This is a genomic window from Leadbetterella sp. DM7, assembly GCF_040829825.2.
Classification (GTDB): domain Bacteria; phylum Bacteroidota; class Bacteroidia; order Cytophagales; family Spirosomataceae; genus Leadbetterella.
Genome location: NZ_JBFOLH020000001.1, coordinates 166,419 through 183,684, shown reverse-complemented (window position 1 = coordinate 183,684; position 17,266 = coordinate 166,419). Strand labels below are relative to the sequence as shown.

The following is a 17,266-nucleotide window of genomic DNA, read 5'->3' as shown; positions in this document are numbered from 1 at the left end:
ATTTTCCTGAAATTATACCAGGATTACAGCCGGGCCATGATCCAGTTCAAAACATAGCGGAATACCTCTTCTTTCCCGGGTTCGTTATGCAGCTCATGGAAGAAGTCTTTCCACAGCCTGAAGGTAACATCGCCGCTCATAAACTTGGCTGCAAACTTACGGCTGGCATCGGGGTTGGTGAGCATATCTTTGTCGCCGTGCATGATAAGGAGGGAAACAGCCACGGCATCGCGCTGGAGGTTAACCAGCCATCTGCCCCAGTCGAGCACGCCCATGCCTACTTCGGCAGAGATGACATCGTGCACCAGGGGATCGGCATGATAGGCGTTGATGACCGCCGGGTCACGCGAGATCCCATTGACATCGAGGCCGTTTTTCTGGGTCAGGGAAGGAAACAGCTTACGGCCTATACGGCCTACGGTCATCCGGCTCCGGGAAATCTCAAAACCGGGCTCAATGGCCGGTGCCGAAACAATTACGCCTGCCACCCGGGGGTTCTTTTTAAACAAATAGTTGAGCACCACACCGCCGCCCATGCTGTGTCCGTAAATAAACAGGGGCAGGCCCAGCTGCCCGATCATGCCTACCAGGAAATCCACCTGCCAGAGGTAATCGTCTATCCTGGGGGTATGGCCTTTTGTCCCTTCTGTACGGCCGTGACCGAAAAGATCTACGGCGTATACGTTTACGCCATTCCCGGTAAAATATTCTGCAAAGTGCCGGTAGCGGCCGCTGTGCTCGCCCATTCCATGAATCAATACAAGGCTGGCTTTTGCCGGGGTATGGCTGGTCCACTGGTTAAAAAACATCTTCCGGCCGTCAAACGCCTCCAGGAAAAAACTTTTTTCAATCATGCATTTTCAACACAGAAGGAGGGGTTTACAAGGTCATTTCTGCTGTAAGACCGTTCTGTGCGATTGGTTAATAATTCAAATGTAAACTTTTTATCTGTTACCGGAACAGGTACGGGTCGATATTTATTTTAATTTCACCTTGTGAAACCCGGAACACGTTACCGGGAAACCCTTTGTTTTACAGGTTATGAAAATACTGGTGGCATCTGACTCTTTCAAAGGTACGCTAAGCTCCAGGCAGGTGGGGGAATACCTGGCCAGGGGCCTTCGTGCGCAAAATCCTGACGCAGATGTTGAGGTAGTGGCCGTGGCTGACGGCGGAGAGGGCTCACTGGAAATGCTGGCAGCAGGAAAAACAAAATACCGGTTTATGGCTCACGACCCGCTGGGAAGAAGGATGGGCGGATATTACCTGGGCCACGAAGATACCGCCTACCTGGAGATGGCCGTTACCTGCGGACTTACCCGCCTGAGAGAAGAAGAGTATAACCCGATGGTGACCAGTACATACGGGCTGGGAGAGAATATTAAAAAGGCGGCAGGAAAGGGGTTTCGCCGGATCGTTATTTTTGCCGGCGGTTCAGCTACCAACGATGCCGGCCTCGGAGCGCTGCACGCACTGGGATTTACTTTTTTCTCCGGAAACGGAACGGAAATTGTCCCGGCCGGCGGCAACCTGAAAGATATTGCTTCGTATAACAGGCCTGAAGGGTTGCGGCTTCCTGCTATAACGGTAGCTACCGATGTGACCAACGTTTTTTACGGAACGAACGGAGCCACGCACGTGTATGCCGCACAAAAAGGAGCCACCCCGGCCATGCGCAGGCTGCTGGAGGCCGGCATGAAGAATATTGCCGCGTTATTTCCCGGTGCGGCAGTAAACCGGATACCGGGCGGAGGGGCAGCCGGTGGTCTGGCCGGTGGCCTGCATCTTTTCCTGGGGGCAGACATCGTTCCTGCCACCCCGCTTCTTTTCCGGGAGGCGGGCCTGGAAAGGAAGGTGGCTTCTGCCGATATTGTGGTGACCGGAGAAGGCCGTATCGACCGACAGACGCACCACGGGAAGCTGGTATCACGGGTGCTGGCATTAGGTGCCGAACCCAAATTTATTATCGTGGCCGGCCAGGTGGAAGCGCCGCTGCGTTCCGGTTCAATACTCCTGCAGCTCTCGCTCACCGGGGACTGGGTTACCCGAGAAGAAGCCATGCAGAATGCCGGAAAGCTATTGGTAAAAAAGGGGAAAGAGCTGGCAAAGTTTCTGGAAAATAAATTCGGGCAGAAACACTTTAATGCGTAATTTCGTCCACTAAAAACGAGTAAAATATGAAGCATCTTTGGGGAGTGGACCTGGGCGGAACCAAAATTGAAGGCATTGTTATCGACCGTGAAACCGATGAGATCCTGGCCAGGGAACGGGTTCCTACCGAAGCCGACCAGGGGTATGAGCACATTCTCTCACAGATATCGCACCTGATAGATATTCTGAAAAAGAAGACGGGCCTGAGCCCTTCTGCCATTGGCTTCAGTACGCCGGGTACCCTGGATCCGGGTTTGCAAACCATGAAGAACTGCAACACAACGGCTATCAACGGGAAAAACCTGAAGAAAGACCTGGAGGCCCTGTTCAGGATACGGATAGAGCTGGCCAATGACGCCAATTGTTTTGCCCTGGCAGAGGCTACAGAAGGTGCTGCAAAAGATATGGATGCCAACGTGGTATTCGGTGTTATCCTGGGTACGGGTGTAGGCGGCGGTGTGGTTGTGAATGGGAAGGTGCTGAACGGCAAGCACGGCATAGCGGGTGAATGGGGGCATAATACCTTTGACCCGGAAGGAGAACCCTGCTATTGCGGCAAAAGAGGGTGCAATGAAACCGTTTTTGCGGGCCCGGCGCTTGAGAAATATTACAGCCGGCTCTCGGGCAATAAGCTGCCCCTGAAAGAGATCTACCGGCGCCACCTGGACCAGTCAGACCCGTATGCCACACAGACCGTGCATTTCCTGACCGATTCTTTCGCTAAGGCCGTGAGCTACATTGTTAATGTGCTGGACCCGGATGTGATTGTTTTCGGCGGCGGTGTCAGTCATATTGAAGAGCTGTATACCGACGGACCGGAAAAGCTGAAAGCGCACATCTTTAACAATAAAAAAGTGGAGACCCGTTTCCTGAAACCCAAGCTGGGAGACAGTGCGGGAGTCTTCGGAGCAATTGAATTAGTTAGAAATTAAAAACAATATCAGTATGGCAACCTGGTTTCAGGCAAAAATAAAATTTGTACAGGAAGATGAGAAAGGAGTGGCACGCAATATTAACCAGGTTTACCTGTTTGATGCCGTGTCTTATACCGATGCGGAAGCCCGGGCTTACCAGCATCTGGCGGCTGAAGTTCCGGATTTTCAGCTGACAGGGCTTAACAAAATGAAGCTGAACGAAGTGTATTTTGAGGAAAACAGCTCAGAAATCTGGTTCAAATGCAAGGTTTCGTATATTGTTTTTGATGAGAAGACCCAGCGGGAGAAAAAGGTGCCTTATGCTTTTCTTCTGAACGCTCATACTATCAAAGATGCGTATACGATCCTGGAAAGCAAGCTGGGTACCGTGCAGGATTATATCATTACCGATATAGGTGCTACGAAGATCCTGGACGTGATCCCGTATGAAGAGGATAATGACCTGGAAGAGCCGGTGCCGGTGGTTACGGAACGCATGAAGCCCCTGGCAGAGGTTATGAAGACGTTAGACCCGGATACAGCGCCGGATGCATAGCACAAGAATAGCGTATAAAAAAGGCGGACCGGGTTACCCGGTCCGCCTTTTTTATGTTGTTGAAAGATGCTTAGAACATCTTTGCGCGGTTGTCTTCTATGTGCGCGTTGGCTCTCAGTATTTCTTCGCCGATCATACCGCCCATGCCCATGCTTCTTTGCTGGATCATGCCTTTGTACTGGCTGTAGTCAGCAATTTGCGGAGCGGTGGTCTTGCCTGTATTCTCCATGATGAATACGCCCGAGTCACCGGTGAATACTTTGCTCCTGGTATTGGGCTTTAAGCCGAAAAGCTTACCGATAGCCACAGGATCAAAGCCGGCGCTGTTCAGCATACCGGTCTGGAGGCTGATGTCTTCCACTTCTTCCACCAGGGCTCCTGCACCGTATTTAGCGGCAATTTGTGACAGGTCGCCTTTACCGTCACCCAGCTTTTTAGCGATCAGCTCAGCTTTCTTGTCGTTTCTGAGCCTGGCTGCGATCAGGTCTTTGAAGTCTTCTGCTTTAGGGCTGTCTTTGTCACTGGCTGCTCTCAGGCCTGCTACCACGTAGCTGTCTTCCAGCACAAATACCCGGTCAGCTACTTTCCCTACTTTGGCATCTTTGCCGTAAGCCCACTGCACCAGTTCTTTGGCGTTTCTCAGTGTATTTACGTAAGGGCTTCCCGGCTGGATATTGTCAGCGGTAAATACCGTAAGCGAGTTGTCTTTTTTAGCGGCTTCTTCCAGTTCTTTGATGGTTCTGGCGCTGTTCATCAGCTCTGAAGCTTTCTGGAATATTTCATTGGAACCTTCTTCACCCACATGCAGCTCTTTGGTAATGGTAGCCAGCTTGTATTTGAGGTTCGATTTCGGCTCGGTTACTTTAATAATGTGGTATCCGAAGTCGGTGGTAACCAGGTTAGGAAGCACGCCGGTTCCTGAGAAGCCGAATACGGCATCTTCAAACGGCTTGATCATCTTTCCGTCGTTTTGGAAAGACCCGAGATCTCCGCCGGTCTGGGCGGTTCCGTCGCTACCGTACTGGCGGGCCAGCATGCTGAAGTCTATTCCTGATTTAGCCATGTTCAGCACCTCAAGGGCTTTGGTTCTGGCTTCATTGCGTTGCTCTTCGGTCATGGTGCTGTCAGCCCGGAACAGGATATGGCTGGCGCGTACCGTATAGTTATCGTCGGTTTCAGTACCCAGGTATTTGTGAATGGCGTAGGTGGTTCCTTCTTTGAAAGGACCCACCAGGGCGCCTACTATGGTATTGTTCAATGCATCTTTCAGCTCAGGGCTGAGCTCGTTGGCAGCACGTACGCCGGGTGTTCTGATATCCGAGTTTTCGTTGGCATACGCTACAGGATCCGGTGCGGCGGCCATTCCTTTGGCCAGCTCACGCAGGTCGTTCATCAGCGCCACACTGTCTTCACGGGTAGGCAGAAGGCTGAATGTTACGTAGGTAAGGCTCCGGCTGTCGTACGGGTTAAACTGGTCTTTGTGCTTGCTGTAGTAATTTTTGATGTCACCGTCAGAGATTTTTACGGTAGAATCTGCCATGGAGTAGAACGGTACATAGAGGTATTTCCCGCTGGCTTTTTCTGTAGTATTTACGTATTCTGCTTTGGCCTCTGCTTTGGTGATATAGCTGGAGCTGTTCAGAAGGTTGGCATATTTTTCTCTCATTCTGACATCTCTGAGCTCACGCTTAAAGTTATCCCACATGGCTCTCTGCTCGGCCGGCATGGTGTTATTGGCATAAGCGGCAATGAAATTGGCATGGGTGGTGGCATCAAAATTCCCGTTCTGGTCGCTGAACTGCTGCTTCACAAACGGATGGATATTTTTGGGCCCCTGCACCATTTCTCTCAGCTCATCGTCTGAAACAGTGATCCCTATTTTCTCGAATGCCTCAGCATAAACATAGTTAAAAATAAGTTTTTCCCATACCTGCTCCCTGATCTGGGCCTGCTCCTGTTCGGTAGCCGAACGGCCTGCAGATCCTTCGAATTGCACTCTTTGTGCTTCGGTCAGGCCGGCAAATTGCTGAAAATCGATGGTGGTACCGTTGATTTCTCCCACGCTGTTGCTATTTCCAAAGAGCCCACCTCTTTTTGAACTCGCCAGGAAATCTCCTCCAACAATAAATAGGAGTAGCGCAACTGCAATGACTACTACTGCTATTCCTGACTTCTCTCTGATTTTGTTAACTATTGCCATTATATGTTTTAAAAATGCTGATTATCGGATAGATAATTTACCTAAAATAAAATTTTGAGGTGCAAAAATAGAAATATTCCTATTGATAATCAAAGTTTTCAAGTTTGATATTTTTTAAATCTTTAAAAAAGCGCCGATACCCGGCCGGTCAGGGAATACAGCCCGGCCTTTTTCGAGGTATACGCCGTCAGCGGGATCGTTGGCAATGAGCAGGATACCGTCCATGTCTACGTAGTCGAGAAGGGGCAGAAGCTGGGCAATGGCCGAGATGCCGATGCTGGATTCGGTCATACAGCCCATCATTAGCTGCATGTTGTGCGCTCTTGCTTCGGCGATCATCCGTAAGCCGGGTGTAATGCCGCCGCATTTGGCCAGCTTTATATTAATGCCCGAAAAAGCACCCACGCATTTCTGAACGTCTTCTTCCGTAATGCAGCTTTCATCTGCTATCACCGGTAGTGCGGTATGGGCCATTACTTCTTTCATTCCCTCGTAATCGCCCGGTTTTAACGGCTGTTCAATAAATTCTACGCCGAGGGCTTTCATTTTTCCTGAAAAATCAATAGTCTGCTCTACGGTCCAGGCGGTGTTGGCATCTACCCGGAAAACGGCATCGGTCTCTTTCCGCAGCGCTTCCACAATTGCTATGTCGTGGTCGGTACCCAGCTTGATTTTGTATATAGGGAAATCAAATTCCTTCATTTTCCGGATCATCTCCGGGATCTCATCCATGCCGATGGTATAATCGGAGCAGGGAATACGGGAAATATCCAGCCCCAGCATCTGGTATACGGTTTTCCCGTGCCTTTTGGCCCACAGGTCATAGGCAGCGATGTCAATGGCGCACTGAAGAAAATGGTTGTGACCTATTAAAGGACGGAGATGTTCCCATAATTGAGCGGGATGATCCCACGGGGCGGTTTCAATGGCTTCCCGGTGAGCTTCCATCAGCACGTTCATACCTTCGGGCGTGATCCCATAATAGGGTACGGGGGTGGCTTCACCGTAACCGGTTAAAGACCCGTCATGCAATTCCACGATAAACGTAGAGGTTTCTGTTCTTACCCCGTGGGTGATCCGGAAAGGATACCTGCTTTTCAGGGAGATGATGTGTGACTTTATATCCATTCTATTTCAAACAAATCGCCGAGGTGCTGCTTTAATTTTTCTCCTGCTTCCCGGAGGGGGATTTCGCGGCCCAGCTCCTGCTGCAGGGAGGTAACGGCTTTGTCGTCTATGCCGCAGGGAATGATGTTCCCGAAATAACTGAGGTCGGTATTTACGTTCATGGCCAGTCCGTGCATGGTTACCCACCGGCTCGATTTCACGCCAATGGCGCATATTTTCCTGGGCATGCCGTCTGTCAGCCAAACCCCGGTAAGTCCCTGGATTCTGCCCGCTGTAATGCCGTAATCGGCGCAGGTACGGATAACCGATTCTTCGAGGAAACGCACATACCGGTGAATATCCGTGAAGAAGTTATCGAGATCAAATATGGGGTAAGCTACCAGCTGTCCCGGCCCGTGGTAGGTGATATCGCCGCCCCGGTTTATTTTGTAAAAAGTGGCCTCTTTCCGGCTCAGTTCCTCGTCGTTTACCAGCAGATGGTCTATACTCCCGCTTTTGCCCAGGGTAAAAACATGCGGATGCTGGCAAAAAAGCAGGTAATTGGGCGTGGACTCTGCGGTATTGTTGTTCCGGTTTGCTAACTTTATATCCACAACCTGCGCAAAGAGCTTTTCCTGGTAATCCCAGGCTTCCTTGTAATCCATAAGGCCCAGGTCAGTGAATTTCACCTGTTTATTTTTCATTCGCCAACTTAAAAGAAAGAACAAATATGAGCGAAAAACTCGACAAAGGAAAACTCGGAGAAGAGTATGCTGCAGATTTCCTGGTCAGAAAGGGGTATACCGTCCTGGACCGCAACTTTACTTCCCTCAATTCGGAGATTGACCTCATTGTACAGAAAGGAGACCTGCTGGTCTTCGTGGAGGTTCGTGTCAAAGCCAATGCCGATTACGGGTTTCCTGAAACCACCCTTACACGGGCCAAAATCAATGCGATCAAGCGAGGGGCAGCCCGGTACCTGTGGAACAAACCCAAGCCGGCCCGGGTGCGGTTTGATATGATTTCCATTGTGGAATACCCGGTTTTTGAGATCGTGCATTTTGAGGATGCGTTTTATTGATGGATAGATCGCCGGGGCGTTGCATGAAACGGCCTGACCTGTTATATTCGGGCATTTATTATGGAAAAATTCAATACGCCCTGGCGGCTGACGGCCTCTACCATTTACCGTAAACCAACAGACTCCAAAATACTGGGATCGGCCGAGCTGGATGTGACCGACCTGGAAAAATATATCTCGGAGCTCCGGAAAAAAGGTACGAAGGTTACCCTTACCCACTTTTTTACGCTGGCCACGGGCCGGGCCATTGCTGAACATATTCCCGAATTCAATACTTACCTGAAGCGGGGTAAAATATACCCGTTTGAGCGGCTGACGGCCTCGGTAAGCCTGCGTATGCCTTCGGGCGATATGAGCTCTATCAAAGTTTGCGACCCTGAGAAGAAAAACTACCGGGAGGTGGTTGATGAGCTTACGGCAGGCATTGAAGAGGCGGTGCAGGGCGAAGAGTCCAAAGCGAACCGCATGAAGGGGGCACTGGGGAATATTCCCTGGCCTTTCCGGAAATGGGTGTATGGCCTTATCCGGTTGATTATCCTTGACCTGGGTATCGCAATACCTGCGTTAGGCCTTTCGGCACAGTCTTTCGGTACGTATATTATATCGAATGTAGGAACGTTGGGCTTAGATGGAGGCTACCCGGCGCTGATGCCTACGGGGAATGTCAGCCTGGTGCTGATCCTGGGCAGGGTAAGAGAGATGCCCTGGGTGCATGAAGGACAGGTGGTACCCCGGCGGGTCATTAAAATATCGGCAGCCCTGGATCACCGAGTGGCCGATGCCGCCCACGGCGGAAAGCTGTTCAACTACCTCCGGAAAGCCGTCAGGGAGCCTTCGATGTTTGAACAATGATTGCTTTGCGGGAAAGCGGGCTTAGCCTCTGAGCTGCTTCAGGGCATGATTAGAGAAGACGAACTCGTCCAGCTCCTGGAGGTCGGTTTCGAGTATGGTTTTGCTGTCGCCTTCCCAGATCTTCTTTCCTTCGTAAAGAAATTTGATATTCTGGCCAATGGAGAGCACCGAGTTCATGTCGTGCGTGATCACCACGGTGGTGGTGCCGTATTCCTGGGTGATTTCCTGGATGAGCTCGTCGATCCGGATGGAGGTCAGGGGGTCGAGGCCACTGTTGGGCTCATCGCAGAAAAGGTATTTGGGATTCAGCACGATGGCCCGGGCAATGCCTACCCGTTTCTTCATACCGCCGGAGATTTCAGAGGGCATACGATTGCCTGCCGCTTCGAGTCCTACGCGCTTCAGGCAAAATTCCACCCGGTCGCGTTTTTCCGCTTCGCTTTGCGTGGTCAGCATATCCAGCGGGAACTTCACGTTCTGAAATACGGTCTGGGAGTCAAAAAGGGCTCCGCCCTGGAAGAGCACGCCCATTTCCCGGCGTACATCGATCCGCTCTTTTTCCGATTTATGCAGGAATTCCCGTCCGTCGTAGAGCACTTCACCGGTATCGGGGGTGACCAGGTCAAGCATACATTTCAGCAAAACGCTTTTCCCGGTACCGCTGGCACCGATGACCAGGCTGGTTTCTCCGTCTTTGAAAACCCCGGAAACATTATCGAGCACCTTACGGCCGTTGAAGCTTTTACTAATATTCTTAATTTCTATCATGTCAGAAGTTCAGCTAAGAGGTAGTCGGCGATCAGTATGGCTATACAGCTGTTGGTTACGGCGGTGGTAGAAACTTTACCTACTTCAAGCGCGCCGCCGCGGGTGTAAAATCCTTTATACGCAGAAATAGTAGCAATCAGGATCCCGAAAACGGCCGATTTAATGATCGGAATGACCAGGTTGAAAGGGATGAAGGAGAAGCGGATACCGTAGACGTATTGTTCCGGGGTGATGATGCCGGTGGCTGTTCCGGCGATGTACCCGCCGACGATCCCGATAAACCCGGAAAGAATGGATAAGATCGGGAACATGACAAAGGCGGCCAGTACTTTGGGCAGCACCAGGTAGGAGGCGGCGTTAATGCCCATCACCTCCAGGGCTTCCACCTGTTCGGTGATCCGCATGGTGCCCAGCTCTGACGCGATATTGGAGCCTACCTTACCGGCCAGGATCACACAGATAAAGGTGGAGGAGAGCTCCAGCAGCATCATGTCCCGCACGATGTTACTCACAATATAGGTAGGTATGATGGGGCTCACCAGGTTGGCGTTGATCTGCACGCAGGTTACGGCCCCGATAAAAAATGCCACGATACAGACGATGAGAAGCGAGTCTATCCCGATCATCATGCATTCGTCTATAAAACGCTTCCAGTAAACCTTCAGGCTCTCGCGTCGCGTGAAAAGTTCATAGAGAAACAGGAGGAATTTCCCGAATTTTCTAAACATGCCACTTCATTATTAGGGTACAAAGGTAAGCATCTATAGCATGTGATGAGCCCGTAATCCGGTGAAATTTTATATAAAGTATACCCGGGGTTTCCTGTATTTTTGTCAAAATAAATAAAAGATGCGAAAATTAGTTGTAGTGACCGGCGGGTCAAAAGGTATAGGAAGGGCCCTTGTTGAAAAATTTTCAGGGGAAGGATATGACGTGGCGGTCTGTGCCCGGAACCTCGCCCTCCTGGAGGAGTTGACGGCCACTCTTGAGCCGGCGGCTTTGCATATTTTCAGTGCCGATGTTTCGCGGAAAGAGGAGGTGGAAGCCTTTGGTGATTTTGTGCTGGCCCTGAACCGGCCGGTCTCTGTGCTGGTGAATAATGCGGGGGTGTTTATTCCGGGGAAGCTGCTGGAAGAAGACGAGCAGAACCTGCGGGTACAGCTGGATACGAATGTATGGAGCGCCTATTACCTGACCCGCAAGCTGATCAGCCGGGTTAAAGCGGCGGGTTGTGCGCATATTTTCAATATATGTTCTATTGCGAGCCTCGCGGCTTATCCCCATAGCGGTTCTTATTCGGTTTCAAAGTTTGCCCTGCTGGGTTTCAGTAAGAGCCTGCGGGAGGAATTGAAAGAAACCGGTGTTAAGGTTACGTCTGTTATGCCGGGTGCCACGCTTACCGACAGCTGGGCAGGCACGGACCTCCCGGATACCCGCTTTATCCGGGCAGCAGATGTGGCAGAAGCTGTATGGGCGGCGTTTCGGCTTTCACCCTCTGCGGTGATGGAGGAGATCGTTATCCGGCCGCAGGCAGGTGACCTGTAACAGCGCCCTCCGGCCCGGAAAAACAAAAAATCCGTTTATTTTTCATCAATGTATTGCATTTTAAAAAAATCTCCGTACCTTTGTAGTCCAATATCGCGGGATGGAGCAGTTGGCAGCTCGTCGGGCTCATAACCCGAAGGTCACAGGTTCGAGTCCTGTTCCCGCTACGCTGAAAATAAGGCAGTTAGGTTATCCTGGCTGCCTTTCTTCTTTTTATGGACTAAAATTGCACTAACTTTGGATCTTCCTCTTCAGACTTTGTCAAATCTATGCCTAAAATCTAACTCTCCACAAGTTTTGCTATTGATCCGATATCATTGTTTGTGTTTTCGATTGCTCGGCTTAATATCCTGATTCCGTCTTTCAGGGTTTGTATTTCTTGTTGCTTCTGAGCCAGGCGAGCTTCATTTATGGCATAGCCCTGTACCAGATATTCTTTCAGACATTGTGTTGCCCATTGGCGAAACTTTGTTCCTTGCCTAGATTTGACCCGATAGCCAACAGATATGATAAGATCAAGATTATAGTGCTCTACCTGATAGGTTTTACCGTCTGTAGCAGTTGTCGCAAAATTTGCGACAACTGATTCTTTGTTCAGTTCTTCTTCTAAAAAAACATTATTGATGTGTTTCCCTATTGTTTTAACATCTCTATCAAAAAGGGTAGCCAGCTGCATACGATTTAGCCAAACCGTATCCTGCTCAAATGTGACTTCAATCTGAGTACGGCCGTCAACACCCTGATAAATTTCAATTTGCTTTTCCATGATGGAAAACTCTTCCCTCTGTTTTATAATATGAAGATATATAATCTTTTCATTATTGAAGACATTCACTATTTAATTAATGAATTAGAAGAAATATCCTTAATCACCGTGGCATTTTGTAGACCCCGATGGACAATTAGCGTTTATACCTGTACGGATTGCCTCGGGCGAGGCTATAGGTGGTGGTGTCAGTTTTGGGATAGGTTCGGCAGCAGGTGCAATAGGTGGCGTTAAAGATTTTTATGATGTTTACATAGAAATGAGAGAAGCAAACCTGATTGACCCGGATAGATATTTTCACAGCAAAGCAAATTATAAGGCTTCCCATTTATTTTATGCGTTTATAAATGGTTACCGGAATAGGTGCAATACTGAAAATAGTAGTATTATCATAATCGGGAATTAACTTAAGTTTGGTGCCTTTGTCGAAAAACAGGTATTTGTACGCTTCTCCGGCAAACCGGCCGTTTTCTGATATCCGGCCTTTTAACAGGAGGCTGTCGTTGATCCGGTAAATGCTTTCTGAGAAAGGGACGCTTTCATTAAACCGATAAAAACGAAGGACATTGTCAGGGAGAAATTCCTGATATTCGTCTGACTCCACACGGGTATCGTTCATCTGTATCAAAACCCATTTGCCCAAAACGGGATTTTGAGGGTCAATAAAGAAAGTGTCGCTTTTACAACCTGAAAAGGTAATCCATATGCCGAGCAACACCCTAAAACAGGTATTGCCTGGCAGTATGCCTTTGATCGATTTTCTCGTTTTCATGAGTATATGAGGAACAAAATTGTTTCGCCCGGGGGCTCCTTATATAATAGACTTCCGCCAGACCCAAAAAGTTGTAATGGTAGTGAAATGATGTAAAAATCCCTCTATTTACTGAATAACGTTTTCATCGGATTCCCCCGCCGAAATTCCGGTTACTTTGTATTTTTGCCGCATACATGTATATCGCAGCAAGTGCAATACTGCCGGCGGCGGCATATAACAGGCCGGGACTGTAAAAATAGATGGCTGCGGCGCCCAGCGGAATGATTACATTGCTGGCAGCCTGCAAGCTCTGGTTTACCCCCTGCAGCTTGCCCTGCTGGTTTTCTCCGGCCGATTGTGATAATTTCCCGTTGTAAACCGGGTCAAATAAACCTTCGCCGGTAATAATGCTGCATACGGCAAGCGAAATAATTATTGCTGAGTGCACATACAGGCTCATTACGATCAGCCCCAGGCCTATGGCCAGCAGCATTAAACCGGCTATGCCGATGCTTTTTTCGTTGAAATAGCGTAACAGGGTGGGGAATACGGCAGCCCTGGCGGCAATTTCACACAGGCCGGCTAAGGTCAGGATGCTCCCGATTTGTGCCGGGCTCCACGTATAAACGTCTTTGAGAAAAACCGTGAAATTGAACTGGAAAGTCCCTAATGCCGCATAGAACAACAGGCCCAGCAGCAACAGCCGCTTTATATGGGTGTTCCGGAACATTTCATCGAGGTGAGAAAAGGTATTCAGGCTTTTGAAGCTTATGGTTTTGGTCCGCTTTTCGGGCTGTAAGGATTCAGGCAGCAATACATACACCGCCACTGCCGAAAGGAATATCAGCCCGGCCGTAATAAAGAAGGGCAGGCCAACGGAGATGCTGCCCAGCAGTCCGCCCAATGCGGGCCCGCCTATCTTTCCCATTCCCATCACGGCACCGATGTAGCCAAACCACCGGGCTCTTTTTCCGGGTTCGGTAGTATCGGATATACAGGCAAAAAGAATACTGATGTTGCCGGCGGTGAGCCCGTCAATGATGCGCCCCAGGAATAGTATTCCTAGTGAACCCCCGATGCCAAAAAGGATATAACCGGCCACAGAACCCAGGAGGCTGATGAGCAGCAGGCTCTTTCGTCCGTACCGGTCGCTCAAAGTCCCCAGAACAGGTGCTGCGAAAAATGTGCATGCGGCAAACACCGACAGTAGCGTGCTCATGCCTACCACCACCCGGTCAGCAGGAAGGTACTGAGCTACCAGGAACGGCAGTAGCGGTAACACAATGGAGAACCCGATGGAGTTAAGCAGCACGATTCCCAGTATAATTCCTGGTGTATATTTTCCCGGTTTCATTGACTTGTCTAATTTTTGTGCAAAATTGATGGATATGTTATGGATAAAATAGTTATATTAGGCTTCAAAATAGTCGTATAAGACCATATAGATGATACCTGCTATTCTTACCCGGCTGGCCCGTTTGCTGGGAACAGAAATTAAAAACAGGCAACTGGATATCCCGGAAGAATACGGTGAGGGATATTGCAAAGGGTTTGTTTTCAATGAGCACATCCGGATGCTGATCAGCAATTACCGGCTGAACGAGGATATTATTGTTGAGAACCCGGAAAAGGACATTTCCCGGCGAATATTGTTTTTCAAGTTTCAGCATATTTTCCGGGAACCGGCTGCACGGCAACCGGAAACGGCGCCGTCAGTGCTTATTGCTACCAGCCGGATCAATACAGACGAAGTAATTTCAGTGCATTCCAACACCGCTACTATCAATATAGAAGTGGATGCAGGCTATTTAAGCGGGCTGTTTGACGGCCCGGAGAGGTCAACGGTACTGCAGAGCCTCCTGCAAAACACACAGCCATTGGTATTTGAGCAGATCGTTTCGCCGTCTCTGCAGAAAATTGCGGATGAGATCGTAACGATACCGGTTGGAGAAACCTTTGAGCGTTATTTTATGCGGATAAAGGCAGAGGAGCTGATTTGCCGGCTCCTCGTGGAGCTGGAAAGACGGGAAGAGAAACACCTGTACGCCCTGAACAGTAAAGACATCCGGGCCATTTACAGGGTAAAGCAGAGCATGCTGGAGCATCCGGATACCCCACCGGTTATTCATGAGCTGGCCGTGCAGGCGAGTATGAGCCCGACTAAGCTTAAACGGCTGTTCAGGCAGATCTTCGGCGACAGCATCTTTCATTATTACCAGGCGTTCCGGATGCAGGAAGCCGCCCGCTTACTGAAGGAAAAGAAGCTTTCCGTTTCCGAAGCAGGGTACCGGCTGGGCTTTTCCAACCTGAGTCATTTTAGCCGGGTTTTTGAAAAGCATATCGGGATGAAGCCCAAAAAGTATTCTGTTCCTGCCTTGCAGCTACGGGATTGAAATACGCACTTCCCTGCTTTTTTCCGAGCGCAGGTTACCGTCCTGCTGCCTGACTTCGATACGATAGCGGTAGGTATGGCCTTTTTGCACGGCCTGATCGGTTGCCGAGCGTTCATGGCCGTCTTTTGAGGCCCACCGGCCGGGCGATTCATTGTCTTCTGATTTGTACAGGATAAAAAAGCAGGCCGGGGTGTCCGGGTAGTCCCAGGTGATTTTAAGGGCATTCTCGCGGTCAGAATAGGCTGCTTTCAGGTTTTCGGGTACTTTCAGTACGTTGGTCTGGTTGTTCAGGATGTTTACCGGGAATGCTTTTTCGGAACGTATGCCGGTCATATCCACCGATTCGGCCGTATAGCTGTATTCTTTGCCGGCGGTAGTCAGCGAGTCGGTGAAAGCAAAGTCAGGGTTACGCATATTGCGGGTTTTCTTTCCTACCGGTGACCACTCCGGATCGCCTTTCACTTTCCTGAAAATTTCATATTCGCTGACGTATTCGCTGCTGCTGCCGATCCATTCCACGTGAACACGGCCGTCTTCTATGTAAATGCTTTTGGCTACGGGGCTGGTAGGGGCCACCACGGGCATGTTTATCTTCAGCACATCGGAATAGTCGGAGTGGTTCCCGTGGAAATCAAGGGCCGCTACTTTGTAATAAACGACTCTTTCCAGCGATTCGGGGCTCAGGCTGTCTACAAAAGTATTGACCGCAATGGGGTAATTGGTCAGCATAATATAGTCTTTGTCGGGGTTATACGAATAATACACCTTATAGCCTTTCACGTCGGCTTCGGGGTTGGGATCCCACTGCAGGCCTACCACCCCGGTTTTATCCATTAGCCCGGTCAGGCCGGTGGGCTTGCCCGGAGGAGTGGTATCTGTGATAATGCCCAGGCGGGGAATGGAGTAGGTATAGTTCCCGGCGGTATCAAGGGAGGCGACCACGTAATAATTTTTTTCGCTCCCGGTGGAAGTAGTATCGAGAAAGTAAGTGGTTTCTTTGGACAACAGGTTTTTGTGCAGGGGTTCAAAAGGGCCTGCTATATCATTTCCCTTTGCCACAAAATACCCGGCCAGGTCCGGGGCCTTTTGCGCATCTTTCCACTTCACCAGCAGGCGGTTCTGAGAAACATTCACCACACTGTCAATAATCACTGCAGCAGGCGGGGTTTTGTCTACCGCATGAATTCTAAGCGGCAGGGTAAAAGGGCTTACATCGCCGAAGGCGTCAATGCCCGCAATGCGGTAATAATAGTCTTTGTAGTTCTGTTGTACACTGTCAACAAAAACCTGGCTGTTTTCGAGCAGAGTTGCAGCTTCTGCCGCCAGGCTGTCACCTTTAGCCATAGCCGGGTCATACGGCGAGAAATACGGCTCAACGGTGAGGCGTTTGTAGGTTTTACCACCGTCATCACTGCGTTCTATATAGTAATAGCTGAAGTCGCCCGGCTGCCTGCGGTACCAGTGCAGCTCAATCTGCCGGTCTCCGCTTATGCCTTCCAGCCCCTGCGGGACGAATGGTTTTTCGAGAGGCATATTGATGACTTTGGTAATGCCGGGCATTACTTCTCCCGACAGCGTGGCGGTGTCGCTTCGTACAATATACCCGTAATACAGTCCTTTCTTAACGGTTTTATCCACCCATCTCAGCCCCAGGGCATCGGCGGCTTCGGGTGAGAGGTCGGCGGCCTGCATAGCCACAAAGAAACGCAGGTTGTAGGCATCGCTCTGCTGTTGTATCTCATCGAGAAAGCTGGTGGGCTGCTCTTCGGTCACCCTGAAATCTTTGCCATAGAGCGCCTGAGCTGCCATGGCCAGGTATTTATTTTTGCTGCCGGCTTTTTTGTTCAGCATTTCCAGCGATTGCGGCCGCACCGGGGGTGTAAGCAATACCGTATCGGTGCCGCCGTCTACACGATAATTGATGCGGTAGAGGCTGTACCCTTTGTGCCGGCTGGCCGACCAGACCACGCCGTCAGTAGGCGCCCAACGCAGCACCACCGAGTCGCCGTAAGCCTTGGAAAGGATAGCCAGGCCCGACTGACGGCTAACCGAATCTGCCTTCGGGGATGGCTGTGTCTGCCCCGATGAAGGACAGGCGGGCAGGCAAAGCAGCAGGACTACCGCGACCTTCAACGGAAGGTAAAACCCGGGAATGATATTCTTGAAATCCATAGCTCTC

Annotated in this window: 18 protein-coding genes and 1 tRNA gene; 9 read left to right on the top strand and 10 right to left on the bottom strand. The window is 50.1% G+C overall.

The window, feature by feature from the left end; genetic code table 11:
• Window positions 1-23: 23 nt before the first annotated feature.
• The gene (locus tag AB2U10_RS00770; protein WP_367914305.1) at window positions 24-854 is read right to left on the bottom strand and encodes an alpha/beta hydrolase; all 831 of its coding nucleotides are present in this window, start codon (window positions 852-854) and stop codon (window positions 24-26) included.
• A 187-nt stretch (window positions 855-1,041) separates the two neighbouring features.
• On the opposite strand from AB2U10_RS00770, the gene AB2U10_RS00765 reads away from it, so the two are divergent.
• The 3 genes from AB2U10_RS00765 to AB2U10_RS00755 are packed head-to-tail and all read left to right on the top strand — an operon-like array spanning window position 1,042 to window position 3,621.
• Window positions 1,042-2,151 carry a glycerate kinase family protein gene (locus AB2U10_RS00765; protein ID WP_367914306.1) on the top strand — a complete coding sequence of 370 codons (1,110 nt, stop codon included), beginning with the start codon at window positions 1,042-1,044 and terminating at the stop codon, window positions 2,149-2,151.
• 26 nt (window positions 2,152-2,177) lie between these two features.
• On the top strand, window positions 2,178-3,083 hold the full coding sequence (locus AB2U10_RS00760) for an ROK family protein (protein WP_367914307.1): 906 nt from the start codon (window positions 2,178-2,180) through the stop codon (window positions 3,081-3,083).
• Between the two features lie 13 nt (window positions 3,084-3,096).
• On the top strand, window positions 3,097-3,621 hold the full coding sequence (locus AB2U10_RS00755; protein WP_367914308.1) for a DUF4494 domain-containing protein: 525 nt from the start codon (window positions 3,097-3,099) through the stop codon (window positions 3,619-3,621).
• 70 nt (window positions 3,622-3,691) lie between these two features.
• Here the strand turns inward: AB2U10_RS00755 and AB2U10_RS00750 are convergent, their stop codons facing one another.
• The 3 genes from AB2U10_RS00750 to lipB all read right to left on the bottom strand — a co-directional run bounded on the left by AB2U10_RS00750 (window position 3,692) and on the right by lipB (window position 7,632).
• Complete coding sequence (locus tag AB2U10_RS00750) at window positions 3,692-5,821, bottom strand: peptidylprolyl isomerase (RefSeq protein WP_367914309.1); 2,130 nt, start codon at window positions 5,819-5,821, stop codon at window positions 3,692-3,694.
• Window positions 5,822-5,935: 114 nt separating this feature from the next.
• Entirely contained in the window at window positions 5,936-6,949 is a 1,014-nt protein-coding gene (locus AB2U10_RS00745) for a dipeptide epimerase (RefSeq protein ID WP_367914310.1), read from the bottom strand.
• Window positions 6,940-7,632, bottom strand: a complete 693-nt coding sequence (gene lipB, locus AB2U10_RS00740; protein ID WP_367914311.1) for a lipoyl(octanoyl) transferase LipB — start codon at window positions 7,630-7,632, stop codon at window positions 6,940-6,942. Before lipB ends, AB2U10_RS00745 begins: the two co-directional genes overlap by 10 nt.
• A gap of 26 nt (window positions 7,633-7,658) precedes the next feature.
• Here lipB and AB2U10_RS00735 point away from each other — a divergent pair, with 26 nt between their 5' ends.
• Both AB2U10_RS00735 and AB2U10_RS00730 read left to right on the top strand, forming a co-directional pair.
• Window positions 7,659-8,009 carry a YraN family protein gene (locus AB2U10_RS00735; protein ID WP_367914312.1) on the top strand — a complete coding sequence of 117 codons (351 nt, stop codon included), beginning with the start codon at window positions 7,659-7,661 and terminating at the stop codon, window positions 8,007-8,009.
• A gap of 60 nt (window positions 8,010-8,069) precedes the next feature.
• Complete coding sequence (locus tag AB2U10_RS00730) at window positions 8,070-8,861, top strand: 2-oxo acid dehydrogenase subunit E2 (protein ID WP_367914313.1); 792 nt, start codon at window positions 8,070-8,072, stop codon at window positions 8,859-8,861.
• A gap of 21 nt (window positions 8,862-8,882) precedes the next feature.
• On the opposite strand, the gene AB2U10_RS00725 is transcribed toward AB2U10_RS00730, so the two are convergent.
• Both AB2U10_RS00725 and AB2U10_RS00720 read right to left on the bottom strand, forming a co-directional pair.
• The gene (locus tag AB2U10_RS00725; protein ID WP_367914314.1) at window positions 8,883-9,629 is read right to left on the bottom strand and encodes an ABC transporter ATP-binding protein; all 747 of its coding nucleotides are present in this window, start codon (window positions 9,627-9,629) and stop codon (window positions 8,883-8,885) included.
• Entirely contained in the window at window positions 9,626-10,357 is a 732-nt protein-coding gene (locus AB2U10_RS00720) for an MlaE family ABC transporter permease (protein ID WP_367914315.1), read from the bottom strand. Before AB2U10_RS00720 ends, AB2U10_RS00725 begins: the two co-directional genes overlap by 4 nt.
• A 121-nt stretch (window positions 10,358-10,478) precedes the next feature.
• Between AB2U10_RS00720 and AB2U10_RS00715 the strand changes: the two genes are divergently transcribed.
• Complete coding sequence (locus AB2U10_RS00715) at window positions 10,479-11,174, top strand: SDR family oxidoreductase (RefSeq protein ID WP_367914316.1); 696 nt, start codon at window positions 10,479-10,481, stop codon at window positions 11,172-11,174.
• Between the two features lie 94 nt (window positions 11,175-11,268).
• Window positions 11,269-11,341: transfer RNA gene (locus AB2U10_RS00710), tRNA-Met, on the top strand.
• Window positions 11,342-11,454: 113 nt separating this feature from the next.
• Here AB2U10_RS00710 and AB2U10_RS00705 read toward each other — a convergent pair.
• A complete protein-coding gene (locus tag AB2U10_RS00705; RefSeq protein WP_493820043.1) occupies window positions 11,455-11,940 on the bottom strand; it encodes a virulence RhuM family protein in 486 nt (161 codons plus the stop codon).
• A 145-nt stretch (window positions 11,941-12,085) separates the two neighbouring features.
• Between AB2U10_RS00705 and AB2U10_RS00700 the strand changes: the two genes are divergently transcribed.
• Window positions 12,086-12,346, top strand: a complete 261-nt coding sequence (locus AB2U10_RS00700; protein ID WP_493820083.1) for a hypothetical protein — start codon at window positions 12,086-12,088, stop codon at window positions 12,344-12,346.
• Here the strand turns inward: AB2U10_RS00700 and AB2U10_RS00695 are convergent.
• Both AB2U10_RS00695 and AB2U10_RS00690 read right to left on the bottom strand, forming a co-directional pair.
• Entirely contained in the window at window positions 12,269-12,712 is a 444-nt protein-coding gene (locus AB2U10_RS00695) for a hypothetical protein (protein WP_493820042.1), read from the bottom strand. The genes AB2U10_RS00700 and AB2U10_RS00695 overlap by 78 nt on opposite strands.
• Before the next feature lie 124 nt (window positions 12,713-12,836).
• On the bottom strand, window positions 12,837-14,048 hold the full coding sequence (locus AB2U10_RS00690; protein WP_367914319.1) for an MFS transporter: 1,212 nt from the start codon (window positions 14,046-14,048) through the stop codon (window positions 12,837-12,839).
• A 91-nt stretch (window positions 14,049-14,139) separates the two neighbouring features.
• Between AB2U10_RS00690 and AB2U10_RS00685 the strand changes: the two genes are divergently transcribed.
• A complete protein-coding gene (locus AB2U10_RS00685; protein WP_367914320.1) occupies window positions 14,140-15,087 on the top strand; it encodes a helix-turn-helix transcriptional regulator in 948 nt (315 codons plus the stop codon).
• Here the strand turns inward: AB2U10_RS00685 and AB2U10_RS00680 are convergent.
• Entirely contained in the window at window positions 15,076-17,259 is a 2,184-nt protein-coding gene (locus AB2U10_RS00680) for a fibronectin type III domain-containing protein (protein WP_367914321.1), read from the bottom strand. The two genes, AB2U10_RS00685 and AB2U10_RS00680, sit on opposite strands and share 12 nt — an antisense overlap.
• Between the last annotated feature and the right edge of the window lie 7 nt (window positions 17,260-17,266).

Excerpts from the sequence above, each read along its gene's own strand:
- AB2U10_RS00680 (WP_367914321.1), bottom strand. The coding sequence starts at position 17,259 with ATGGATTTCAAGAATATCATTCCCGGGTTTTACCTTCCGTTGAAGGTC.
- AB2U10_RS00715 (WP_367914316.1), top strand. The coding sequence starts at position 10,479 with ATGCGAAAATTAGTTGTAGTGACCGGCGGGTCAAAAGGTATAGGAAGG.
- AB2U10_RS00750 (WP_367914309.1), bottom strand. The coding sequence starts at position 5,821 with ATGGCAATAGTTAACAAAATCAGAGAGAAGTCAGGAATAGCAGTAGTA.
- AB2U10_RS00705 (WP_493820043.1), bottom strand. The coding sequence starts at position 11,940 with ATGGAAAAGCAAATTGAAATTTATCAGGGTGTTGACGGCCGTACTCAG.
- AB2U10_RS00755 (WP_367914308.1), top strand. The coding sequence starts at position 3,097 with ATGGCAACCTGGTTTCAGGCAAAAATAAAATTTGTACAGGAAGATGAG.
- AB2U10_RS00690 (WP_367914319.1), bottom strand. The coding sequence starts at position 14,048 with ATGAAACCGGGAAAATATACACCAGGAATTATACTGGGAATCGTGCTG.
- AB2U10_RS00730 (WP_367914313.1), top strand. The coding sequence starts at position 8,070 with ATGGAAAAATTCAATACGCCCTGGCGGCTGACGGCCTCTACCATTTAC.
- AB2U10_RS00695 (WP_493820042.1), bottom strand. The coding sequence starts at position 12,712 with ATGAAAACGAGAAAATCGATCAAAGGCATACTGCCAGGCAATACCTGT.
- AB2U10_RS00770 (WP_367914305.1), bottom strand. The coding sequence starts at position 854 with ATGATTGAAAAAAGTTTTTTCCTGGAGGCGTTTGACGGCCGGAAGATG.
- lipB (WP_367914311.1), bottom strand. The coding sequence starts at position 7,632 with ATGAAAAATAAACAGGTGAAATTCACTGACCTGGGCCTTATGGATTAC.
- AB2U10_RS00725 (WP_367914314.1), bottom strand. The coding sequence starts at position 9,629 with ATGATAGAAATTAAGAATATTAGTAAAAGCTTCAACGGCCGTAAGGTG.
- AB2U10_RS00745 (WP_367914310.1), bottom strand. The coding sequence starts at position 6,949 with ATGGATATAAAGTCACACATCATCTCCCTGAAAAGCAGGTATCCTTTC.
- AB2U10_RS00765 (WP_367914306.1), top strand. The coding sequence starts at position 1,042 with ATGAAAATACTGGTGGCATCTGACTCTTTCAAAGGTACGCTAAGCTCC.
- AB2U10_RS00720 (WP_367914315.1), bottom strand. The coding sequence starts at position 10,357 with ATGTTTAGAAAATTCGGGAAATTCCTCCTGTTTCTCTATGAACTTTTC.
- AB2U10_RS00735 (WP_367914312.1), top strand. The coding sequence starts at position 7,659 with ATGAGCGAAAAACTCGACAAAGGAAAACTCGGAGAAGAGTATGCTGCA.
- AB2U10_RS00685 (WP_367914320.1), top strand. The coding sequence starts at position 14,140 with ATGATACCTGCTATTCTTACCCGGCTGGCCCGTTTGCTGGGAACAGAA.
- AB2U10_RS00760 (WP_367914307.1), top strand. The coding sequence starts at position 2,178 with ATGAAGCATCTTTGGGGAGTGGACCTGGGCGGAACCAAAATTGAAGGC.